Genomic DNA, 19469 nt, shown 5'->3' on the forward strand with positions numbered 1-19469 from the left:
TGGCCTACAGGTAATGGGCGTTGGCAGCGTCCAGGGTGCCCTGGGCCTGCATGATCAGTTCACAGAACTCGCGGGCTGCGCCTTCGCCGCCGCGCGCCTGGGTGACGCTGTGGGCGTGCTCGCGGACGAAGGGCGCCGCGTTGGCCACGGCCATCCCCAGGCCCACCCGGCGGATTACCGGGAGATCGGGGAGGTCGTCGCCCAGGTAGGCGACCTGCTCGTAGCTCAGGCCCAGTTCGGCGAGCAGGCCGTCGAGCACCACCAGCTTGTCCTCGCGCCCCTGGAACAGGTGTGGAATGCCCAGGTTCTTTGCCCGACGCTCGACCACGGGGGTCTTGCGCCCACTGATGATCGCGGTGGTCACGCCCGAGGCCATGAGCATCTTGATGCCGTGGCCATCGAGGGTGTTGAAGGTCTTGAATTCGCTGCCGTCCTCGAGGAAGTACAGGCGGCCGTCGGTCAGCACGCCGTCCACGTCGAAGACGGCCAGCTTGATGGCCTTGGCGCGTTGCATCAGGTCCTGGGTCATTTACATCACTCCGGCGCGCAGCAGGTCGTGCATGTTCAGGGCGCCGGTCGGGCGATCCTGATTATCGACCACCACCAGTGCGCTGATCTTGTGGTCTTCCATGATCTTCAGGGCTTCGGCCGCGAGCATTTCGGCGCGGGCGGTCTTGCCGTGAACAGTCATGACTTCGTCGATGAGCGTCCTGTGCACGTCGATGTTGCGATCCAGGCTGCGGCGCAGGTCGCCGTCGGTGAAGACGCCGGCCAGGCGGCCGTCGTGCTCCATGACCACGGTCATGCCCAGGCCCTTGCGCGACATCTCCAGCAAGGCGTCCTTGAGCAGTGTGCCGCGCTGTACCTGGGGCAGTTCGTCACCCGCGTGCATGACGTTCTCGACTTTCAACAGCAGGCGACGGCCCAGGGCGCCACCCGGATGGGAAAACGCGAAATCCTCGGCGGTGAAGCCGCGTGCCTCGAGCAGGGCGATGGCCAGGGCATCACCCAGGACCAATGCAGCGGTGGTGGACGAGGTGGGCGCCAGGTTCAGCGGGCAGGCTTCCTGGGCGACACTGGCGTCGAGGTTGACTTCGGCGGCCTGTGCCAGCGGTGAGTCCGGCTTGCCGGTCAGGCTGATCATCTGGATGCCCAGGCGCTTGATCAGCGGCAGCAGCGTGACGATCTCGGCGGTGCTGCCGGAGTTGGACAGGGCGAGGATGACGTCGTCGCGGGTGATCATGCCCATGTCGCCGTGGCTGGCCTCTGCCGGGTGCACGAAGAACGACGGGGTGCCGGTACTGGCGAGGGTGGCGGCGATCTTGTTGCCGATATGGCCGGACTTGCCCATGCCCACCACGACGACCCGACCCTTGCTGGCCAGGATCAGCTCGCAGGCCTTGACGAAATTGTCGTCGATACGGGCCCGCAGGCCTTCTACGGCCTCGAGTTCCAGGCGCAGGGTGCGCTGGGCGGATTGGATCAGCTCGCTGGATTGGCTCATGTCGAAAAAGCAATGCCTGATGAAAAGGCGCCGATTATAGCGGCAATGTGTGAAACGCTCACCTTCGAGTTGTCGTAGGAAGTTGCAAAATAGCTGTACGGTGCCTGAACGACTCGGGGAAATGGCCTTGGGGACAACTTTGCGCGGTGCTATAGTTCGCCGCTATTCGGCCCGCCAGGGATGCGTGTGCCTTCACGATGAAGGCAGGCGTCCATGTAGACGAGGCTGCATTGCAAGGAGTCTAGATGAGTTCGGATAGCGCCTACGCGGTCGAGTTGAAGGGGGTCACCTTCAAACGCGGTTCGCGCAGCATTTTCAGCAATGTCGACATCCGTATCCCCCGCGGCAAGGTCACCGGCATCATGGGGCCTTCCGGGTGCGGCAAGACAACCCTGCTGCGCCTGATGGGCGCGCAGCTGCGTCCCTCCAGCGGCGAAGTCTGGGTAGGCGGGCAGAACCTGCCGGCCCTGTCGCGCAGCGACCTGTTCGATGCGCGCAAGCAGATGGGGGTGCTGTTCCAGAGCGGTGCGCTGTTCACCGACCTGGATGTCTTCGAGAACGTGGCCTTCCCGCTGCGGGTGCACACCCAGTTGTCCGACGAGATGATTCGCGACATCGTCCTGATGAAGCTGCAGGCCGTGGGCCTGCGCGGTGCCATCGACCTGATGCCGGACGAGCTGTCAGGCGGCATGAAGCGCCGTGTGGCGCTGGCCCGGGCGATCGCGCTGGATCCGCAGATCCTCATGTACGACGAGCCTTTCGTCGGCCAGGACCCGATCGCGATGGGCGTTCTGGTGCGCCTGATCCGTCTGCTCAACGATGCCCTGGGCATCACCAGCATCGTTGTCTCCCACGACCTCGCCGAAACCGCGAGTATCGCCGACTACCTCTATGTGGTGGGTGATGGGCAGGTATTGGGGCAGGGCACGCCTGACGAACTGATGGGGTCGGACAATCCGCGCATCCGCCAGTTCATGAAGGGCGACCCGGATGGTCCGGTGCCATTTCATTTTCCTGCGCCAGACTACCGCGCCGATCTGCTGGGAGCGCGTTGATGCGCAGAAAATCCTTACTCGAACGCATTCGCCTGTTCGGGCGTGCCGCCATCGACGTGCTGGCCGTGCTCGGGCGCTCGTGCCTGTTCCTTTTTCATGCCCTGGCCGGGCGTGGCGGCATTGGTGGCGGCTTCCAGCTGCTGACCAAGCAGCTCTATTCGGTGGGCGTGCTGTCGCTGGCGATCATCGTGGTGTCCGGCGTGTTCATCGGCATGGTGCTGGCCCTGCAAGGCTATAGCATCCTCACCAAGTACGGTTCCGAGCAGGCTGTCGGGCAGATGGTCGCGCTGACGCTGCTTCGCGAGCTGGGCCCTGTCGTCACGGCGCTGCTGTTCGCCGGGCGTGCGGGTTCGGCACTGACCGCCGAGATCGGCAACATGAAGTCCACCGAGCAGCTCTCCAGCCTGGAGATGATCGGTGTCGACCCGCTCAAGTACATCGTTGCCCCACGCCTGTGGGCTGGCTTCATCTCGCTGCCGCTGCTGGCGCTGATCTTCAGCGTGGTCGGCATCTGGGGTGGATCCTGGGTGGCCGTGGACTGGCTGGGGGTCTACGAAGGCTCTTTCTGGGCCAACATGCAGAACAGCGTTTCTTTCAGCGATGACGTGATCAACGGGCTGATCAAGAGCCTGGTGTTTGCCTTCGTCGTCACCTGGATCGCCGTATTCCAGGGGTATGACTGCGAACCCACTTCAGAGGGGATCAGCCGTGCCACCACCAAGACCGTGGTCTATGCCTCGTTGGCAGTCCTGGGTCTGGACTTTATTCTGACCGCCTTGATGTTTGGAGATTTCTGATGCAAAACCGCACCCTGGAAATCGGTGTCGGCCTGTTCCTCCTGGCCGGGATCCTGGCGCTGCTGCTGCTGGCCCTGCGTGTCAGTGGATTGTCGGCCAGCCCGAGCAGCGATACCTATAAAGTTTATGCGTACTTCGACAATATCGCCGGTTTGACTGTCAGAGCTAAAGTGACCATGGCCGGTGTGACTATCGGCAAGGTCACGGCCATCGATCTGGATCGCGACTCCTACACCGGTCGGGTCACCTTGCAGTTGGACAAGTCGGTCGACAATCTGCCGACCGATTCCACTGCCTCGATCCTGACCGCCGGGTTGCTCGGCGAGAAGTACATCGGCATCAGCGTGGGCGGTGAAGAGCAGGTGCTCAAGGATGGCAGCACCATCCACGACACCCAGTCGGCGCTGGTGCTGGAAGATCTGATTGGCAAGTTCCTGCTCAACTCCGTTGGCAAGGAACCGAAAGAAGCCCAACCAGCTAATTGAGGAGTTTCCATGATTTCGATCCTGCGACGTGGCCTGCTGGTCCTGCTGGCGGCCTTCCCCCTGATGGCCCTGGCGGCGCCGGGCCAGTCCCCGCGCGACGTGGTTCAGGGCACCACCACTGAGCTGCTGTCCGACCTCAAGGCGAACAAGGAACAGTACAAGTCCAACCCCGCAGCCTTCTATGATGCGCTCAACCGCATCCTTGGCCCGGTAGTAGACGCTGACGGCATTTCCAGAAGCATCATGACCGTCAAGTACTCGCGCAAGGCCACGCCCGAGCAGATGCAGCGCTTCCAGGAGAATTTCCGCCGCAGTCTGTTCCAGTTCTACGGCAATGCATTGCTGGAATACGACAACCAGGGCATTACCGTCGATCCAGCCAAGCCGGATGATGGCCAGCGTGCGTCGGTGGGCATGAAGGTGTCCGGCAATAATGGTGCCGTGTATCCGGTCCAGTACACCCTGGAAAACATCGGGGGCGAATGGAAGGTGCGCAATGTCATCGTCAACGGCATCAACATCGGCAAGCTGTTCCGCGATCAGTTCGCCGACGCGATGAACCGTAACGGCAACAACCTCGACAAGACCATCGACGGCTGGGCTGGCGAAGTGGCAAAGGCCAAGGAAGCTGCCGACAGCTCTCCCGAGAAGACTGTCAAATGAGTGAAGCCGACATGACTATGGCCGAGCCGGGTGTCCTGCGCCTGGCCGGTGTGCTGGACTACCGCAGCGGGCCGGCACTGCGCAAGCAGGGCAAGGCGCTGATCGCCGCCAGCCGCGAGCAGCGGCTGGTGCTCGACTGCTCGGCCGTGAGCAAGTCCAGCAGCGTGGGGCTGTCGTTGCTGCTGGCGTTCATGCGTGATGCCCAGGCCGCTGGCAAGGCCTGGGAAGTGCGCGGCATGCCTGCAGACATGCGTGAAATCGCCGAGGTCTACGACCTCGATGAAGTACTGGCGGGCTGATGACCCGTCAACAAGGGAAGGCCCCTCGGTCAGCGCGTCCTCGTATGGGCTTCGCAGGCGAGGGGCTTTTTTGTATCATGGCCGACCCGCGCGCACTGGGCGCCGATTGAGGTTGAGCATGCAGGCCGTAGAAGTTAAGAGCTTCCTTGAAGAAAAACTGCCGGGAACCCGGGTCGAAGTTGAAGGCGAAGGCTGCAACTTCCAGTTGAACGTGATCAGCGACGAGCTGGCTGGCCAGAGCCCGGTCAAGCGTCAGCAGGCGATCTATGCTCACCTGAATCCGTGGATCGCCAACGGCAGCATCCATGCGGTAACCATGAAATTTTTCAGCAGCGCAGCCTGGGCTGAGCGCACCTGAGCCAACGTTGGCGGCGAGATTGAAATGGACAAACTGATTATTACTGGCGGCGCGCGCCTCGACGGCGAGATCCGCATTTCCGGCGCGAAGAACGCTGCCCTGCCGATTCTGTCGGCTACGCTTCTGGCCGATGGCCCGGTCACCGTCGGCAACCTGCCGCACCTGCACGATATCACCACCATGATCGAGCTGTTCGGGCGCATGGGCATCGAGCCTGTGATCGACGAGAAGCTGGCGGTGGAGATCGACCCGCGCACCATCAAGACGCTGGTCGCGCCCTACGAGCTGGTCAAGACCATGCGCGCCTCTATCCTGGTGCTCGGCCCGATGGTCGCTCGCTTCGGTGAGGCCGAAGTCGCCCTGCCAGGTGGCTGCGCCATCGGTTCGCGCCCTGTTGACCTGCACATCCGTGGCCTTGAAGCCATGGGCGCGAAGATCGAAGTCGAAGGCGGCTACATCAAGGCCAAGGCCCCTGAAGGTGGCCTGCGTGGCGCGCACTTCTTCTTCGACACGGTCAGCGTGACCGGTACCGAGAACATCATGATGGCCGCTGCGCTCGCCAAGGGCCGCAGCGTGCTGCAGAACGCCGCGCGCGAACCTGAAGTGGTCGACCTGGCCAACTTCCTGATCGCCATGGGTGCGAAGATCCAGGGCGCCGGCACCGACACCATCACCATCGATGGCGTCGAGCGCCTGCACTCGGCCAGCTACCGTGTGATGCCCGACCGTATCGAGACCGGTACCTACCTCGTGGCTGCTGCTGTCACCGGCGGCCGTGTCAAGGTCAAGGACACCGATCCGACCATCCTCGAAGCCGTCCTCGAGAAACTCAAGGAAGCGGGTGCCGACATCACCACCGGTGAAGACTGGATCGAGCTGGACATGCACGGCAAGCGGCCCAAAGCCGTGAACCTGCGTACCGCGCCGTATCCGGCATTCCCGACCGACATGCAGGCACAGTTCATCTCCCTCAATGCCATTGCCGAAGGCACTGGCGCTGTGATCGAGACCATCTTCGAAAACCGCTTCATGCACGTGTACGAGATGCACCGCATGGGCGCGCAGATCCAGGTCGAGGGCAACACCGCCATCGTCACTGGGGTCAACATGCTCAAGGGCGCGCCCGTGATGGCGACTGACCTGCGCGCTTCGGCGAGCCTGGTGCTGTCTGCGCTGGTGGCCGAGGGCGATACCCTGATCGATCGCATCTACCACATCGACCGTGGTTACGAGTGCATCGAGGAAAAACTGCAGATGCTGGGCGCGAAGATCCGTCGCGTGCCGGGCTAGTCGCGCTATCTGCCTGTGATCGGCACACGGACGTGCCAGCCGAATCGAACACGGCCAGGTCGATGACCTGGTCGGCTGTAGCCGCTTAAGGACCGACGTTGCAATGTTGACCATCGCGCTTTCAAAAGGCCGTATTCTCGACGATACCCTGCCGCTGCTGGCCGAGGCCGGTATCGTGCCGACCGAGAATCCGGACAAGAGCCGCAAGCTGATCATCCCCACCACGCAGGACGATGTGCGCCTGCTCATCGTGCGTGCCACCGACGTGCCGACCTATGTCGAGCATGGTGCCGCCGACCTGGGTGTAGCCGGCAAGGACGTGTTGATGGAATACGGCGGCCAGGGCCTGTACGAGCCGCTCGACCTGCAGATCGCCAAGTGCAAGTTGATGACCGCTGGTGTCGTCGGCGCACCCGAGCCCAAGGGGCGTCTGCGTGTGGCCACCAAGTTCGTCAACGTAGCCAAGCGCTATTACGCTGAACAAGGCCGCCAGGTCGACATCATCAAGCTCTATGGCTCAATGGAACTGGCCCCGCTGATCAACCTCGCCGACAAGATCATCGACGTGGTGGATACCGGCAACACCCTGCGCGCCAATGGCCTGGAGCCACAGGAGCTGATCGCCACGATCAGTTCGCGCCTGGTGGTGAACAAGGCCTCCATGAAGATGCAGCACGCCCGTATCCAGAGTCTCATCGACACCCTGCGCAAGGCTGTCGAATCGCGACACCGCGGCTGACTTCTGCGCGCGACCTTCGCTGTCGCGCCCGTCTATCCGCGTCATAGCCACTTTTCTCGGGTGCCCGCGCGGATGGACTGGTAGCCTAGGGCGCCTGAGCATTCGCCAATAAAACGAGGCCCTCGTCATGACCGTGTCCACTGCAATTGCCCGTCTCAACGCCGCTGATCCGGATTTCGCGCGACATCTGGATCATCTGCTGAGCTGGGAAAGCGTGTCCGATGACGCGGTCAACCAGCGGGTTCTCGACATCATCAAGGCCGTTCGCGAGCGTGGCGATGCGGCGCTGGTGGAGCTCACCCAGCGTTTCGATGGCGTTGATGCCAAGTTCATCGATGACCTGATCCTTGGTCGCGAGCGCCTGGAACTGGCCCTGACCCGCATTTCCGCAGCCCAGCGCGAGGCGCTGGAAACCGCCGCCAACCGCGTGCGCAGCTACCACGAGCGGCAGAAACAGGACTCCTGGCAGTACACCGAAGCCGATGGCACCGTGCTCGGCCAGAAAGTCACCCCGCTCGATCGCGCAGGGCTGTATGTGCCTGGCGGCAAGGCGTCGTACCCGTCGTCGGTACTGATGAATGCCATCCCCGCCAAGGTCGCCGGTGTCGGCGAGGTGGTCATGGTGGTGCCGACCCCGCGTGGAGAAATCAACGAACTGGTGCTGGCTGCAGCCTGCATCGCCGGTGTCGACCGCGTGTTCACCGTTGGTGGCGCCCAGGCAGTCGCGGCGTTGGCCTATGGCACCGAGAGCGTGCCGCAGGTCGACAAGATCGTCGGTCCCGGCAATATCTACGTAGCCACCGCCAAGCGTCACGTGTTCGGCCAGGTTGGCATCGACATGATCGCCGGGCCGTCGGAAATTCTCGTGGTATGTGATGGCCAGACCGACCCGGACTGGATCGCCATGGACCTGTTCTCCCAGGCTGAGCACGATGAAGACGCCCAGGCAATCCTGGTCAGCCCCGATGCGGCTTTCCTCGACCGCGTGGCGGCCAGCATCGGCAAGCTGCTGCCAACCATGGAGCGCGCCGAGATCATCGAGAAGTCGATCAACGGCCGAGGCGCCCTGATCCAGGTGCGTGACATGCAGCAGGCCATCGAGGTCGCCAACCGCATCGCCCCCGAGCACCTCGAACTGTCGGTCGCCGACCCGCAGGCCTGGTTGCCGCAGATCCGTCATGCCGGCGCGATCTTCATGGGCCGCCACACCAGCGAGGCCCTGGGTGACTACTGCGCAGGTCCCAACCACGTGTTGCCGACCTCCGGCACCGCGCGGTTCTCCTCGCCTCTGGGGGTGTATGACTTCCAGAAGCGTTCGTCGATCATCTTCTGCTCCGAGCAGGGCGCGTCCGAGCTCGGTCACACTGCATCCGTACTGGCCCGCGGCGAGTCGCTGACCGCCCACGCCCGTAGCGCCGAATACCGCATCCTCAACGAGAAGGGGAACTGAACATGAGTCGATTCTGGAGCCCCTTCGTCAAGGACCTGGTGCCTTACGTGCCGGGCGAGCAACCCAAGCTGGCACGCCTGGTCAAGCTCAATACCAACGAAAACCCCTATGGGCCTTCGCCCAAGGCGCTGGAGGCCATGCGTGGCGAGTTGAACGACAACTTGCGCCTGTATCCGGACCCGAACAGCGACCGGCTCAAGCAGGCCGTGGCTGACTACTACAAGGTCACCCCGCAGCAGGTCTTCGTCGGCAACGGTTCGGACGAGGTGCTGGCGCACATCTTCCACGGCTTGTTCCAGCACGGCGCGCCGCTGCTGTTCCCGGATATCAGCTACAGCTTCTATCCGGTGTATTGCGGCTTGTATGGTATCGACTTCGAGCAGGTAGCGCTGGACGAGCAGTTCCAGATCCGCATCGAGGACTATGAAAAACCAAACGCCGGGATCATCTTCCCCAACCCCAACGCACCGACCGGCTGCCTGTTGCCGCTCGAGGCGATCGAGCAGTTGCTAAAGGCCAATCGCGACTCGGTGGTGGTAGTGGACGAAGCCTACATCGACTTTGGCGGCGAAACCGCCATCGCCCTGGTGGACCGCTACGACAACCTGCTGGTGACCCAGACCCTGTCCAAGTCGCGCTCGCTGGCTGGCCTGCGGGTGGGGCTGGCAGTGGGGCACCCGGACCTGATCGAGGCGCTGGAGCGGATCAAGAACAGCTTCAACTCCTATCCGCTGGATCGCATGGCGATCGTCGGCGCGGCGGTGGCGTTCGAAGATCGCGCTTATTTCGACGAGACCTGCCGCAAGGTCATCGACAGCCGCGAGGCACTGGTCGAGCAGTTGACGGCGCGGGGCTTCGAGGTGTTGCCATCGGCGGCCAACTTCATCTTCGCCCGTCACCCGCAACAGGACGCGGCTGAACTGGCGGTGCGTCTGCGTGAGCAAGGTGTGATCGTGCGGCACTTCAAGCAGGCGCGGATTGCGCAGTTCCTGCGGATCACCGTAGGGACGCCGGAGATGAACCAGGCCTTGATCGATGCGTTGAACGGATAGTTCGCGGCGTCTCTATCGCGGGGCAGGTCGGATCGCTGCATTGCCACTCCGACTTGCCCCGCGATGCTTTTCAGCGCTACTGTCACAACTTGTAAATTCATCCGATGACTGGACGTTAATATGTCCCTGTTGATCAAGCGCTCCCTGGTGGAGCAAGCCGTGGACCAATTGCGCGAGCGCATCGCCCAGGGCGCATGGGCTGTGGGGCAGCGTCTGCCTACCGAGCCGGAGCTGGCCCTGGAGCTGGGCATCAGCCGCAATACCGTGCGTGAGGCCATGCGCGTGCTGGCCTTCAGTGGTCTGGTCGAAGTGCGCCAGGGCGATGGCAGTTACCTGCGCGCCGCCCAAGACCCCTTGCAGGCGGTGCAGGCCATCTCGCGCTGCACGGTCGAGCAGGCTCGCGAGACCCGCTGCATCCTCGAAGCCGAGGCTATCGGCCTCGCCGCCTTGCGGCGTACCGACGATGATCTGCGCGGCTTGCGCGAGGCCCTGGAGCACAGTTGCGGGCACTTCCACGGCGACCTGGACACCTATGTGGCCTGTGACCTGGTGTTCCACCAGCGCCTGGTGGACGCTGCGCACAACCCCGCACTGAGCGAGTTGTACCGCTACTTTTCCAGCGTCGTCGCTGCAGCGGTACAGCACAACATGAGTGCGCTTCCCCGCAGTCAACGGGTGTTCGATCTGCACGTGCAGATCCTCGACGCCATCGAACAACGCGACCCGGACACGGCCAAGCGCCTGAGCCGGGCCCTCATCGAATCCTGAGCCCGAGTGCCCCATGCCTGAACAACTGACGCCCAACCGCTCCAAGCACGACCCCGAACTCGATGAACTGCTGATCGATGCCGAGGCCGACGACGAACAGGTCCAGCAGCAACCGGTGGTGCTGCGTCGACCTTGGTTGCTGCTGCTGGGGCTGGTGCTGGTCGCGCTGAACCTGCGCCCGGCGCTGTCGAGCATGGCGCCAGTGCTGGGCCAGGTGTCCGAGGGCCTGGGGCTCAATGCGTCCGCTGCAGGTCTGCTGACGACCTTGCCGGTCCTGTGCCTGGGCCTGTTCGCACCGCTGGCGCCGATCCTGGCGCGTCGTTTCGGCAGCGAGCGGGTGATTCTGGGCATCCTCCTGACCCTGGCGCTGGGGATCCTGCTGCGCAGTGCGCTCGGTGCGACCGGTGTGTTCGTCGGCAGCCTGATCGCCGGTGCCAGCATCGGCATCATCGGCGTGCTGCTGCCGGGTATCGTCAAGCGTGACTTCCCGGCTCACGCCGGCACCCTGACGGGCGTCTACACCATGGCCCTGTGCTTCGGTGCAGCGATGGCCGCAGGCAGCACCGTGCCCTTGAGTCGGTACTTCGGCGACAGTTGGGCCATGGGGCTGGGCTTCTGGCTGCTACCGGCGCTGCTGGCGATGCTGGTGTGGTCGCCCCAGGCGCGCCATGGACATGGTGCGCACCAGGTGGCCTATCGGGTACGCGGGCTGTGGCGTGATCGGCTGGCCTGGCAGGTGACCCTGTACATGGGGTTGCAGTCCTCGCTGGCCTACATCGTGTTCGGCTGGCTGCCGTCGATTCTCATCGGTCGTGGGCTGAGCCCCACGGAAGCTGGGCTGGTGCTCTCGGGGTCGGTGCTGGTGCAGTTGATCAGTTCGCTCAGTGCGCCTTGGCTGGCGACCCGCGGCAAGGACCAGCGCCTGGCGATCGTGGTGGTGATGCTGGTCACCCTCGGTGGCCTGTTCGGATGCCTGTATGCGCCGATCTCGGGGCTGTGGGGTTGGGCGATACTGCTGGGGCTGGGGCAAGGCGGTACCTTCGCTCTGGCCCTGACCCTGATCGTGTTGCGCTCGAAGGATTCGCACGTGGCGGCGAACCTTTCGAGCATGGCCCAGGGGGTCGGCTACACGCTGGCTTCGATGGGCCCGTTCGCTGTCGGCCTGGTACATGACCTCACCGGCGGCTGGGCAGCGGTCGGCTGGATTTTCGCGGTACTGGGGTTGGGGGCGATCGTCTTTGGCCTGGGCGCTGGGCGGGCACTGCATGTGCAGGTCGTTAGCGAACGTGTGTGAAGCCGGTACGACGCTGGATGCATTCATGGTGCAAATGACCATGGCGCGAAGGCGTGGCGCGGATTATCGTGCAGCTCTCGATTCCCAGGACGGACCTGCCCCATGAGCGACGCCAACAGCGCCCTGATCACCCGTTTCTACCAGGCGTTCCAGCGCCTGGACGCCGAGGCCATGGTGGCCTGCTACAGCGATGACATCGTCTTCAGCGATCCGGCCTTCGGTACTTTGCGCGGCCAGGATGTGGGCGATATGTGGCGGATGCTGACCACTCGCGCCAAAGACTTCTCCCTGACCTTCGACAGCGTGCACGCGGACGCACGGGGTGGCAGTGCCCATTGGGTCGCCACTTACCTGTTCAGCCAGACCGGACGCACCGTAGTCAATGATATCCAGGCTCGTTTCGTGTTTCGCGACGGCTTGATCTGCCAGCATGACGACAGCTTCGACCTGTGGCGTTGGTCGCGCCAAGCCCTTGGTACGCCCGGCCTGTTGCTGGGATGGAGTCCCCTGGTCAGAAACAAGGTCCGCCAGCAGGCCAACAAGGGCCTGCGGGCATTTCAGGCGCGCTGAGCGTCTTTTCAGGACGTGGGAACCGCCTGCTCTTTGCTGTGATAGCTGAATGTGGCCTTGTCGTGGGCCTGCAGGGGCATGCGGATGCGAATGATCGGGATGTAGGTGCCGTAGGTCCTGTGCCAGTCCTTCTGGTCGGCCTGTGCCTGCTCGAGCGCCCCCCACATCCCTTCGATATGGAAGAACGACTGGATCGGCAGTCTGTGGGACTGGTCTTCCTCCCAAGCCTGAACGATGACTTCGTTCCAAGGGAATGGCAGTTCGGAGGCGAACATTCGCTGTGCCATCAGACTCTGGTAAAAGGCTTCGGCGCGCTCGCTCTTGCGGGTGTCACGGACATCGAATGCGCATTGGCGTCTGTAGTCCCCGGTGCGGCGGAACTGGTCGATCCAGGCCTGCGCGGTCATGATGCCTTGCTCGTGGCACAGGCGTTCGTTGAAGGTAGTTTCGCTGTTGTTGCCACACCCTTGTTGTTCACGGGTCCAGGTATCGCCATCGGTTGGCCAGGCGCACAGCACTTGATAGCTGATCGACCCTGCCGGGCGCTGCATGCGCGGGTACAGGGTAAAGCCGCTGCGGGCGTCGGCAGCCAGACGCGTGATTGGCAGATCGGCGCGCAGATAGGAGAACGAGACGCCGCCTTTTTCCTTGTTGTTCGGGCTATGATGCCAGGTGTGGTATTTGGGGGAGGGTTTGGTCGCGCGAATCAGTACGCCCGAACAGCCGTGGGCCGGAATGGCCGAGCCCCCGCAGTCAATCAGTGCGGCATCATAGTTTTCCTGCATCTGTGCAGCGGTTCGCTGCCCCAGGGACGCCTGGGCCAAATGTGAGGTCAGCAGCGCAGCTGCGGCCAGGAGCAGCCGGGAAGATTCTTTCAACATGGTAGAGCCCTCGAGATGGATGGGCTCTCCAAACTAATGACACTCAGGATCCCTGTGGTGAGTGAAGAGATTCCCGAACGGGAGGCCAAACCCTGGTACGTCTACCTCGTGCGGGCGGCCAATGGCTCGTTGTATTGCGGCATCAGTGACGATCCGCAGCGACGCTTCCAGAAGCATCGGAAAGGGCAGGGCGCACGTTATTTCAAGACCAGTCCGGCGCAGGCGCTGGTCTATGTCGAGCAGTGGCCGGACAAGGGCGAGGCCTTGCGCCAGGAACGGCTGGTGAAAAAACTGCGCAAGTCGGCAAAGGAGGCGCTGGTCGCCTCCTTTACTGTTGGCGAGGTGTAGCGGGGCGTGATCAGTCCTTGCGGCGTTTGAGCTGGTCGACCAGTTGGGTCGGCAATCCTTTGATCACCAGGGTTCCGGCTTCTTCGTCATATTCGATCTTCGAGCCCAGCAGGTGGGCCTCGAAGCTGATCGACAGGCCCTCGGCGCGGCCGGTGAAACGGCGGAACTGGTTGAGGGTGCGTTTGTCCGCGGGGATTTCCGGCGACAGGCCGTAGTCCTTGTTGCGAATATGGTCGAAGAACGCTTTGGGGCGGTCCTCGTCGATCAGGCTCGACAGTTCCTCCAGGGTGATCGGCTCGCCCTGCTTGGTCTGGCTGGTGGCGTAGTCCACCAGGGTCTGGGTCTTCTCGCGTGCAGCCTCTTCGGGGAGGTCTTCGCTTTCGACGAAGTCGCTGAAGGCCTTGAGTAACGTGCGGGTTTCGCCCGGGCCGTCGACACCCTCCTGGCAGCCGATGAAGTCGCGGAAGTAATCCGACACCTTCTTGCCATTCTTGCCCTTGATAAAGGAAATGTACTGCTTCGAGTGCTGATTGTTCTTCCACTCGGACAGGTTGATTCGCGCGGCCAGATGCAGTTGGCCCAGGTCCAGGTGCCGCGACGGGGTGACGTCCAGTTCGGCGTTCACTGCCACGCCTTCGCTGTGGTGCAGCAGGGCGATGACCAGGTATTCGGTCATGCCTTGCTGGTAATGGGCGAACAGCACGTGACCGCCGGTGGACAGGTTCGACTCTTCCATCAGCTTCTGCAGGTGCTCGACCGCGATGCGGCTGAAAGTGGTGAAGTCTTTTTCCTCTTCCTGATACTGCTTGAGCCAGCCGCTGAGCGGATAGGCGCCGGACTCTCCGTGGAAGAAGCCCCAGGCTTTGCCTTGTTTGGCGTTATAGCTGTCGTTGAGGTCGGCCAGGAGGTTCTCGATGGCGTCCGACGCCGCCAGCTCGGTGTCTCGCGCATGGAGCACGGCGGGGCTGCCATCGGGCTTCTTGTCGATCAGGTGAACGATGCAATGACGGATTGGCATGGAATTCTCTGAAAGGGTGGGCGGAGCGAAACCGCGCTGCAAAGTGGCTCAGTTTACCGCAGGGCAGGGGTGATGCAGTGGCCAGATGTTGGCGGAAATGTCAGTTGTTCGTTTTTTGTTCAAAAATCTGCGTTTTTCGGGCAACCCCCCGAAAAACCTGAATAAAATCACGGTCGACAGCGGATATTTCCTGATTCCTGTGTTAGCTTTGCGCCGTCTTGCGCCCCTTGGGGTGGCGCATTGCTGGCAGCTCGCTTGCGTCGTGTCGAACCAAACGCTGATTTTCGTATCTACATACGCGATTGGCGAGGCTCGCCGGACCTTCCGCGCAGCCCGATAACGATGAAGCACGCTGCATACCTCTGATTTGATAGGGAAGGAACACCACCATGGCATTGACCAAAGACCAACTGATTGCCGACATCGCCGAAGCCATCGACGCGCCGAAAACCACCGCGCGCAACGCTCTGGAGCAACTGGGCCAGATCGTCGCCGACCAACTGGAAAACGGCGCTGAAATCACCCTGCCAGGCATCGGCAAGCTGAAAGTCTCCGAGCGTCCTGCCCGTACTGGCCGCAACCCTTCGACTGGCGCTGCCATCGAAATCGCTGCCAAGAAAGTCGTCAAGTTCGTACCGGCCAAGGTCCTGAACGACGCCATCAACAAGTAATTGTCGATGCTTCATTGAAACCGCGCCCGGCTTGTCCGGGCGCGGTTTTTTCATGCCTGGGCCTTGCCCCGCGCGGCATGCCAGGCGCCGCGCATGGCGTCGTCCTGGAAGCTCCAGGCCACCATGCGGCTCTGTTTCTGGCCCTGGCCCATCTCGACGATGCGCTGGGCTTTCACGCCTGCTTTCTTGAGCACCGCTTCGATACCCGGCAGGTTGCCGGCCTTGGACACCAGGCTGGTGAACCACAGCACCTGCCCGCCGTACTGCACGCTTTCGTTCACCAGTTGGGTGACGAAGCGGATCTCACCGCCTTCGCACCACAGCTCGTTGTTCTGCCCACCGAAGTTCAGCACCGGTAGCTTGCGGCTGGGGTCCTGCTTGCCCAGGTTCTTCCATTTGCGCTGGCTGCCACGGGTGGCCTCCTCGCGCGAACTGTGGAAGGGTGGGTTGCACAGGGTCAGGTCGAAGCGCTCGTCGTCCTGCAGCAGGCCGCTGAGGATGTGCTTGCGGTTGGCCTGCTGGCGCAGGGTGATGGCCTTGGTCAGGCCATTGGCCTGGACGATCGCCTTGGCCGAAGCCAGCGCCGTGGCGTCGATATCCGAGCCGAGGAAGCGCCAGCGGTAGTCGCTATGGCCGAGCAGCGGGTAGATGCAGTTGGCGCCGACGCCGACGTCCAGCGCGCGCACCTGGGCGCCGCGTGGCACCTGCCCGCCGTTGTCTTCGGCCAGCAAGTCGGCCAGCACATGGATGTAGTCGGCCCGCCCAGGGATCGGCGGGCACAGGTAGTCAGCGGGGATATCCCAGTGCTGGATGCCGTACTGGGCCTTGAGCAAGGCACGGTTGAACACCCGCACGGCCTCGGGGTTGGCGAAATCGATGCTGGGTTTGCCGTGGGGGTTGGTCAGGGTGAAGCGGCCAAGGTCCGGGTGCGCCTTGATCAGCGCGGGGAAGTCGTAGCGGCCCTGGTGGCGGTTGCGCGGGTGCAGGGTGGGTTTGTTCTGGGTCATGCTCGTGTCCGGTGTTGCGTGCACTGGCCAGAGGCCGCAGGGCGACCCATTCGCGGCCAAGGCCGCTCCCACAGGATAGTGGGGCTCCTTGAGGACAGCCCATTCCTGCGGGAGCGGCCTTGGCCGCGAACGAGGGCGGGGCCCTCGCCGGTCAGTTCAGCAATGTCAGGTTACAGCGCTGCAATCCGCGCATGCTGCTCGGTGAAGTTGGCCAGGGCCTGTTCGGACTCGGCCAACTTCGCGCGTTCCTTCTCGATCACCGCAGGTGGTGCCTTGTCGACGAAGGCGGCGTTGGACAGCTTGCCGCCGACACGCTGGACCTCGCCCTGCAAACGCTGGATTTCCTTGTTCAGGCGTGCAAGCTCGGCATCCTTGTCGATCAGGCCGGCCATCGGCACCAGCACCTGCAGATCGCCCACCAGTGCGGTGGCCGACAGCGGTGCTTCGTCCTGTTCGCCGAGTACGGTGAAGGTCTCGACCTTGGCCAGTTTCTTGAGCAGCGCTTCGTTTTCTTGCAGGCGACGCTGGTCGTCGGCATTGGCGTTCTTCAGGAACAGCGGCAGCGGCTTGCCCGGGCCGATGTTCATCTCGGCGCGGATGTTGCGCAGGCCGACCATCAGCTCCTTGAGCCATTCGATGTCGCCTTCGGCGCCAGAATCGATGCGGCTCTCATTGGCCACCGGCCAAGGCTGCAGCATGATGGTCTTGCCCTGGACGCCCGCCAGCGGCGCGATGCGCTGCCAGATCTCTTCGGTGATGAACGGCATGAACGGATGCGCCAGGCGCAGTATCACTTCCAGCACGCGGACCAGGGTGCGGCGGGTGCCGCGGGCGCGTTCGACGGGAGCGTTCTCGTCCCACAGTACCGGCTTGGACAGCTCCAGGTACCAGTCGCAGTACTGGTTCCAGACGAACTCGTACAGTGCCTGGCTGGCGAGGTCGAAGCGGAACTGCTCGAGCTGGCGGGTCACTTCGGCTTCGGTGCGTTGCAGTTGCGAGATGATCCAGCGATCGGCCAGCGACAGCTCGTAGGCCTCGCCGTTCTGGCCGCAGTCCTCGCCCTTGTCCAGCACGTAGCGGGCGGCGTTCCAGATCTTGTTGCAGAAGTTGCGGTAGCCTTCGACGCGGCCCATGTCGAACTTGATGTCACGGCCGGTAGAGGCCAGCGAGCAGAAGGTGAAGCGCAGGGCGTCGGTGCCGTAGCTGGCGATACCTTCGGGGAACTCCGCCTTGGTCTGCTTGGCGATCTTCTCGGCAAGCTTGGGCTGCATCATGCCGCTGGTGCGTTTTTCCAGCAGCGCTTCAAGCGTGATGCCGTCGACGATGTCCAGCGGGTCGAGCACGTTGCCCTTGGACTTGGACATCTTCTGGCCTTGGCCATCGCGCACCAGACCATGCACGTAGACGGTCTTGAACGGAACCTGCGGGGTGCCATCCTCGTTCTTGATCAGGTGCATGGTCAGCATGATCATCCGGGCGACCCAGAAGAAGATGATGTCGAAGCCTGTGACCAGTACGTCGGTGGAGTGGAATTTCTTCAGGAACTCGGTCTGCTCCGGCCAGCCGAGGGTGGAGAAGGTCCACAGGCCCGAACTGAACCAGGTGTCGAGCACGTCGTCGTCCTGGCGCAGGACCACATCGTTGCCCAGGCCATGCTTGGTCCGGACTTCTTCCTCGTTGCGGCCGACATAGACCTGGCCGGCCTCGTCGTACCACGCCGGGATGCGGTGGCCCCACCACAGCTGGCGGCTGATGCACCAGTCCTGGATGTCGCGCATCCAGGAGAAGTACATGTTCTCGTACTGTTTCGGCACGAACTGGATGCGACCGTCTTCCACCGCGGCGATTGCAGGCTCGGCCAGTGGCTTGGTGGAGACGTACCATTGGTCGGTCAGCCACGGCTCGATGACGGTACCCGAGCGGTCGCCCTTCGGCACTTTCAGGGCGTGGTCATCGACGCTGACCAGCAGGCCCTGGGCGTCCAGGTCGGCAACCATTTGCTTGCGCGCCACGAAGCGGTCGAGGCCGGCGTACTGGGCAGGCAGCGAGGTGTCGAGGTTTTCGTTGACGCTGCCGTCGAGGTTGAAGGCCTGGACCGCGGCGAGCACGGTGGCGTTCTTGTCGAAGATGTTCAGCAGCGGCAGGTTGTGGCGCTTGCCGACTTCATAGTCGTTGAAGTCGTGGGCCGGGGTGATCTTCACGCAGCCGGTGCCGAATTCTGGATCGCAGTAGTCGTCGGCGATGATCGGGATGCGGCGTCCGACCAGCGGCAGTTCGACGAACTTGCCGATCAGCGCCTGGTAGCGCTCGTCGGTCGGGTTGACGGCAACGGCGACGTCACCGAGCAGGGTTTCCGGACGGGTGGTGGCGACGACCAGGTGGTCCTTGCCTTCGGCCGTGGTGGCGCCATCGGCCAGCGGGTAGCGCAGGTTCCACAGGTGGCCTTTCTCGTCGTGGTTTTCCACTTCGAGGTCGGAAATCGCGGTGTGCAGCTTGGTGTCCCAGTTGACCAGGCGCTTGCCGCGGTAGATCAGGCCGTCCTCGTGCAGGCGCACGAAGGCTTCCTTGACTGCCTCGGACAGGCCGTCATCCATGGTGAAGCGTTCGCGGCTCCAGTCGACCGACGAACCCAGGCGACGGATCTGGCGGCTGATGTTGCCACCGGATTGATCCTTCCACTCCCAGACCTTCTCCAGGAACTTTTCGCGGCCCAGGTCGTGACGGTTCTGGCCTTTCGCCTCGAGCTGGCGTTCTACCAGCATCTGCGTGGCGATGCCGGCGTGGTCGGTGCCTGGCTGCCACAGGGTGTCGCGCCCCTGCATGCGGCGGAAGCGGATCAGGGCGTCCATGATCGCGTTGTTGAACCCATGACCCATGTGCAGGCTGCCGGTCACGTTCGGCGGTGGGATCATGATGGTGTAGGACTCGCCTGCACCTTGCGGGGCGAAATAGTTCTCGGACTCCCAGGTGTTGTACCAGGAAGTTTCGATGGCGTGCGGCTGGTAGGTCTTATCCATGCGCGGGGGGACCCTTAGGCATTAATTCGGGAAAGCCGAGAAGTATACAACGGGCAAGGCGAAGGGGACATGGTGTCGTTATGTTGCAGACGATGGTGTACTTTTCGCGGGGAAGACCGACGGAAGGAGGGGAAAAAAAAGAAGGAAGAAAGGAGGGGGGGGGCGGGGGGGGGGGGGGGTTCTAGGAAAAAAAAAAAAAAAAA

At 62.9% G+C, this 19469-nt stretch carries 21 protein-coding genes; 15 read left to right on the plus strand and 6 right to left on the minus strand.

All coding sequences use genetic code 11. The annotated features are described in order from the left end of the window. Positions 1 to 4: 4 nt before the first annotated feature. Entirely contained in the window at positions 5 to 529 is a 525-nt protein-coding gene (gene kdsC, locus ACPZMI_RS16745; RefSeq protein WP_186711068.1) for a 3-deoxy-manno-octulosonate-8-phosphatase KdsC, read from the minus strand. Next, entirely contained in the window at positions 530 to 1504 is a 975-nt protein-coding gene (locus ACPZMI_RS16750) for a KpsF/GutQ family sugar-phosphate isomerase (protein ID WP_186667844.1), read from the minus strand. Between the two features lie 245 nt (positions 1505 to 1749). Here ACPZMI_RS16750 and ACPZMI_RS16755 point away from each other — a divergent pair, with 245 nt between their 5' ends. The 13 genes from ACPZMI_RS16755 to ACPZMI_RS16815 all read left to right on the plus strand — a co-directional run bounded on the left by ACPZMI_RS16755 (position 1750) and on the right by ACPZMI_RS16815 (position 12324). After that, positions 1750 to 2559 carry an ATP-binding cassette domain-containing protein gene (locus tag ACPZMI_RS16755; protein WP_186667853.1) on the plus strand — a complete coding sequence of 270 codons (810 nt, stop codon included), beginning with the start codon at positions 1750 to 1752 and terminating at the stop codon, positions 2557 to 2559. After that, positions 2559 to 3356 (plus strand): lipid asymmetry maintenance ABC transporter permease subunit MlaE, encoded by a 798-nt coding sequence (gene mlaE, locus ACPZMI_RS16760; protein ID WP_186667856.1) that lies wholly within the window; start codon positions 2559 to 2561, stop codon positions 3354 to 3356. Before ACPZMI_RS16755 ends, mlaE begins: the two co-directional genes overlap by 1 nt. Further along, entirely contained in the window at positions 3356 to 3841 is a 486-nt protein-coding gene (mlaD, locus tag ACPZMI_RS16765) for an outer membrane lipid asymmetry maintenance protein MlaD (RefSeq protein WP_186667858.1), read from the plus strand. Before mlaE ends, mlaD begins: the two co-directional genes overlap by 1 nt. 9 nt (positions 3842 to 3850) lie before the next feature. Continuing rightward, positions 3851 to 4504 (plus strand): MlaC/ttg2D family ABC transporter substrate-binding protein, encoded by a 654-nt coding sequence (locus tag ACPZMI_RS16770; protein ID WP_186667860.1) that lies wholly within the window; start codon positions 3851 to 3853, stop codon positions 4502 to 4504. Continuing rightward, positions 4501 to 4803: an STAS domain-containing protein gene (locus ACPZMI_RS16775; RefSeq protein WP_186667862.1), complete on the plus strand. Its 303-nt coding sequence runs from the start codon at positions 4501 to 4503 to the stop codon at positions 4801 to 4803. The genes ACPZMI_RS16770 and ACPZMI_RS16775 overlap by 4 nt, the downstream gene beginning before the upstream one ends. A 118-nt stretch (positions 4804 to 4921) precedes the next feature. Continuing rightward, positions 4922 to 5161 carry a BolA family protein gene (locus tag ACPZMI_RS16780; protein ID WP_028689666.1) on the plus strand — a complete coding sequence of 80 codons (240 nt, stop codon included), beginning with the start codon at positions 4922 to 4924 and terminating at the stop codon, positions 5159 to 5161. A 24-nt stretch (positions 5162 to 5185) separates the two neighbouring features. After that, the gene (murA, locus tag ACPZMI_RS16785; protein WP_186721687.1) at positions 5186 to 6451 is read left to right on the plus strand and encodes a UDP-N-acetylglucosamine 1-carboxyvinyltransferase; all 1266 of its coding nucleotides are present in this window, start codon (positions 5186 to 5188) and stop codon (positions 6449 to 6451) included. Positions 6452 to 6554: 103 nt separating this feature from the next. Beyond that, positions 6555 to 7190 carry an ATP phosphoribosyltransferase gene (gene hisG / locus ACPZMI_RS16790; protein ID WP_186667866.1) on the plus strand — a complete coding sequence of 212 codons (636 nt, stop codon included), beginning with the start codon at positions 6555 to 6557 and terminating at the stop codon, positions 7188 to 7190. 127 nt (positions 7191 to 7317) lie between these two features. After that, positions 7318 to 8640: a histidinol dehydrogenase gene (hisD, locus tag ACPZMI_RS16795; RefSeq protein ID WP_426352687.1), complete on the plus strand. Its 1323-nt coding sequence runs from the start codon at positions 7318 to 7320 to the stop codon at positions 8638 to 8640. A gap of 2 nt (positions 8641 to 8642) precedes the next feature. Then, a complete protein-coding gene (hisC, locus tag ACPZMI_RS16800; protein ID WP_426352688.1) occupies positions 8643 to 9692 on the plus strand; it encodes a histidinol-phosphate transaminase in 1050 nt (349 codons plus the stop codon). A gap of 120 nt (positions 9693 to 9812) precedes the next feature. Continuing rightward, positions 9813 to 10460, plus strand: coding sequence for a FadR/GntR family transcriptional regulator (locus ACPZMI_RS16805; protein WP_186667872.1), 648 nt, complete (start codon positions 9813 to 9815; stop codon positions 10458 to 10460). 13 nt (positions 10461 to 10473) lie between these two features. Next, positions 10474 to 11754 carry a CynX/NimT family MFS transporter gene (locus tag ACPZMI_RS16810; RefSeq protein ID WP_186667874.1) on the plus strand — a complete coding sequence of 427 codons (1281 nt, stop codon included), beginning with the start codon at positions 10474 to 10476 and terminating at the stop codon, positions 11752 to 11754. A 102-nt stretch (positions 11755 to 11856) separates the two neighbouring features. After that, complete coding sequence (locus ACPZMI_RS16815; protein ID WP_186721693.1) at positions 11857 to 12324, plus strand: nuclear transport factor 2 family protein; 468 nt, start codon at positions 11857 to 11859, stop codon at positions 12322 to 12324. An 8-nt stretch (positions 12325 to 12332) separates the two neighbouring features. On the opposite strand, the gene ACPZMI_RS16820 is transcribed toward ACPZMI_RS16815, so the two are convergent. Next, positions 12333 to 13205 (minus strand): hypothetical protein, encoded by an 873-nt coding sequence (locus tag ACPZMI_RS16820; protein WP_186667879.1) that lies wholly within the window; start codon positions 13203 to 13205, stop codon positions 12333 to 12335. A 57-nt stretch (positions 13206 to 13262) separates the two neighbouring features. Between ACPZMI_RS16820 and ACPZMI_RS16825 the strand changes: the two genes are divergently transcribed. Then, positions 13263 to 13553: a GIY-YIG nuclease family protein gene (locus ACPZMI_RS16825; protein WP_288374342.1), complete on the plus strand. Its 291-nt coding sequence runs from the start codon at positions 13263 to 13265 to the stop codon at positions 13551 to 13553. A 10-nt stretch (positions 13554 to 13563) separates the two neighbouring features. Here the strand turns inward: ACPZMI_RS16825 and yejK are convergent, their stop codons facing one another. Next, entirely contained in the window at positions 13564 to 14571 is a 1008-nt protein-coding gene (yejK, locus tag ACPZMI_RS16830; RefSeq protein WP_186667880.1) for a nucleoid-associated protein YejK, read from the minus strand. A gap of 389 nt (positions 14572 to 14960) precedes the next feature. Between yejK and ACPZMI_RS16835 the strand changes: the two genes are divergently transcribed. Then, a complete protein-coding gene (locus tag ACPZMI_RS16835; RefSeq protein ID WP_054894359.1) occupies positions 14961 to 15242 on the plus strand; it encodes an HU family DNA-binding protein in 282 nt (93 codons plus the stop codon). A 50-nt stretch (positions 15243 to 15292) separates the two neighbouring features. Here ACPZMI_RS16835 and rlmF read toward each other — a convergent pair whose 3' ends face one another. Beyond that, positions 15293 to 16249, minus strand: a complete 957-nt coding sequence (gene rlmF / locus ACPZMI_RS16840; protein ID WP_186667882.1) for a 23S rRNA (adenine(1618)-N(6))-methyltransferase RlmF — start codon at positions 16247 to 16249, stop codon at positions 15293 to 15295. A 170-nt stretch (positions 16250 to 16419) separates the two neighbouring features. Then, positions 16420 to 19266 (minus strand): valine--tRNA ligase, encoded by a 2847-nt coding sequence (locus ACPZMI_RS16845; protein WP_186721697.1) that lies wholly within the window; start codon positions 19264 to 19266, stop codon positions 16420 to 16422. Between the last annotated feature and the right edge of the window lie 203 nt (positions 19267 to 19469).

It is taken from the genome of Pseudomonas wayambapalatensis, assembly GCF_049942315.1.
GTDB lineage: Bacteria > Pseudomonadota > Gammaproteobacteria > Pseudomonadales > Pseudomonadaceae > Aquipseudomonas > Aquipseudomonas wayambapalatensis.